A 2,569-nucleotide genomic window follows, 5' to 3' on the forward strand; every position below is an offset into this window, starting at 1 on the left:
AGGCCGATGTGCTTCACGAGCCCTTCGCGCTGCAATTGCGCGAGTGCAACGACCTGCTCCTCGCTCGATCCTTCCGCCGGGCTGTGGATGTTTCCCATGACGCGAATGTTGACGATATCGAGCGCGTCGAGGCCGAGGTTGCGAAGATTGTCGTGTACGCCGCGCCGCAGGTCTTCCGGCTCGCGCGCGGAAAGCCATGAACCGTCGTCGCCGCGAACGGCGCCCAGTTTGGTGACGATGGTCAGGTCATCAGGATAAGGATGCAGCGCCTCGCGAATGATCTGGTTGGTGATGTGCGGGCCGTAGAAGTCGCTGGTGTCGATGTGATTGACGCCGGCATCCCGTGCTTCGCGCAGCACGGCGATGGCGGTGTTGCGATCCTTGGGCGGGCCGAACACGCCAGGACCGGCGAGTTGCATGGCGCCGTAGCCCATCCGGTTCACGGTGCGGCCGGCGAAGGGGAAGGTACCTGCAGCAGAAGCGAGCTTGGACATCGGGAATCTCCTTGTTAGGTAGGCACCTACTATGCAGGCGACCGGTTTGTTAGATAATCCATGCCAATGTGCACGGGCTGTGCAAAGAACTGGACAATGGCCGTAGAGTTCAACGATCTCGCTGCCTTTCTTTCCGTGACGCGCGCCGGCGGTTTTCGCGATGCGGCGCGGGCCAGCGGCGTTTCTGCCTCCGGCCTAAGCGCGGCCGTGCGCCGGCTGGAAACCAAGCTGGGCGTGCGGCTGCTCAATCGCACCACGCGCAGCGTTGCGCCCACCGAGGCGGGCTTGCGCCTGATCGAGCGGCTGGGCCCCGCCTTGGCCGAAATGGAAGCCGCGCTGGATGTGCTGAACCGCTTCCGCGATCGCCCTGCCGGGACGCTGAAGCTCAACGTGCCCGCCGGCGTGGCACGCGTGGTCTTGCCGCCGATCGTCACGGCATTTCTGAAAGCCTATCCGGACATCCGCATCGAAACGGTGGTGGAAGACAGTTTCGTCGACGTGCTGTCCGCCGGCTGCGATGCTGGCATCCGCTACGACGAACGACTTGAGCAGGACATGGTGGCGATTCCGATTGGTCCACGCGTGCAGCGTTTCGCCACGGCGGCCGCGCCAAGTTATCTGGACCGGCATGGCCGCCCGCAACATCCGCGCGACCTGCTTGCTCATGCCTGCCTGCGCGGGCAATTCGCCAGCGGCGCGTTGCCGGTGTGGGAATTCGAGCGCGAAGGCGAAGTCATTCGCGTGGATCCTACCGGACCGCTCCTGGTCAGGCCGGGGCCTGCGTTCGACCTGGCGGTCAATGCGGCGATTGGCGGGCTCGGCATCGTGCACCTGTATGAGGAATGGGTGCGCCCGCATCTGGAAAGCGGCGTGCTGGAACCCATTCTGCAGCCGTGGTGGCAGAACTTTGCCGGACCGTTTCTCTATTACCCCGGGCATCGTCATCTGCCTGCGCCGCTGCGTGCCTTTGTCGATTTCGTGAAGGAGAGCAACGCAGCGATGCGTTGACGTTCACGGCGATTCTTGCAGGCGGCGCAAAACTGACTTCCACGCGGCGTAGCTTCGATCCCCCTCTCGACGCGCGTAAAGTTGCGCGGGTGTTCCACCTTCCCGCCTAGGAGTTCACGACATGGCGACCTTCCCTTCTTCGCCATTGCTTGATCGCATCGGCATGCGGCTGCCCATCATCCAGGCACCGATGGCTGGCGTGTCATCGCCAGCGATGGCGGCAGCCGTCGCCAACCATGGTGGGCTTGGCTCGCTGGGCGTGGGCGCCATGACGGCAGCGCAAGCGCGGGATGCGATCCATCAATTTCGTGCGTTGAGCGACGGGCCGCTCAACGTGAACGTGTTCGTGCATCGGCCGGCGCAGACGAATGCGCAAAAAGAGGCGGCATGGTTGCAGCGTTTGCATGCGGAATTCGAGCGCGCCAAGGCGTCACCGCCGCAAGGCCTGCGCGAGATCTATACGTCGTTTCTCGCCGATGACGACATGCTTGCGATGCTGGTGGAAGAACAACCCAAGGTGGTGAGTTTCCATTTCGGCGTACCGCGGCCGGATCAGATCACCGCACTGCGTGGCGCCGGCATCGTGTTGCTGGGATCGGCCACGAGCGTTGCGGAAGCCAAGGCGCTGGAAGCAGCAGATGTGGATGCGATCGTTGCGCAAGGCTATGAAGCCGGCGGACATCGCGGCGTATTCGATCCGAATGGCGAAGACAGCCGCCTGGGTACATTTGCGCTCACGCGTTTGCTGGTTCGCGCCTTGAACGTACCGGTGATCGCCGCGGGCGGCATCATGGATGGTGCCGGCATCACCGCCGCGTTGAAGCTCGGCGCCGTCGCCGCGCAATTGGGCACGGCATTCATCGCCACGGATGAATCGCTGGCCGATAAAGCATTCCGCGCGCTGCTTTTCAGCGACGCTGCGCATCACACGGTGATGACGCGCGTGATATCAGGGCGACCTGCACGCAGCTTGACGAATGACTTCACGCGCTGGGGCGCCAACGTGCCGGATGATGCGGTGCCGGATTATCCCGTTACGTACGATGCGGGCAAATCGTTGAACGCGG

General features: G+C 63.5%; 3 protein-coding genes. 2 read left to right on the top strand and 1 reads right to left on the bottom strand.

Annotation, left to right across the window (positions count from 1 at the left end):
- Positions 1-494, bottom strand: a 494-nt coding sequence (locus VJR68_RS17895; protein ID WP_324149913.1) for an aldo/keto reductase, incomplete at its 3' end; no start/stop codon positions are given.
- Positions 495-590: 96 nt separating this feature from the next.
- Between VJR68_RS17895 and VJR68_RS17900 the strand changes: the two genes are divergently transcribed.
- Together VJR68_RS17900 and VJR68_RS17905 are read left to right on the top strand one after the other, a co-directional pair.
- Positions 591-1,502, top strand: a complete 912-nt coding sequence (locus VJR68_RS17900) for a LysR family transcriptional regulator (protein WP_324149915.1) — start codon at positions 591-593, stop codon at positions 1,500-1,502.
- 121 nt (positions 1,503-1,623) lie between these two features.
- Positions 1,624-2,569 (top strand): nitronate monooxygenase (locus VJR68_RS17905; protein WP_324149916.1); only part of this gene is annotated, 946 nt, incomplete at its 3' end.

The sequence above is a fragment of the Dyella sp. genome, from assembly GCF_035277725.1.
Taxonomy (GTDB): domain Bacteria; phylum Pseudomonadota; class Gammaproteobacteria; order Xanthomonadales; family Rhodanobacteraceae; genus Dyella_B.

Coding starts and splice junctions, on each gene's coding strand:
- VJR68_RS17900 (WP_324149915.1), top strand. CDS start 591: ATGGCCGTAGAGTTCAACGATCTCGCTGCCTTTCTTTCCGTGACGCGC.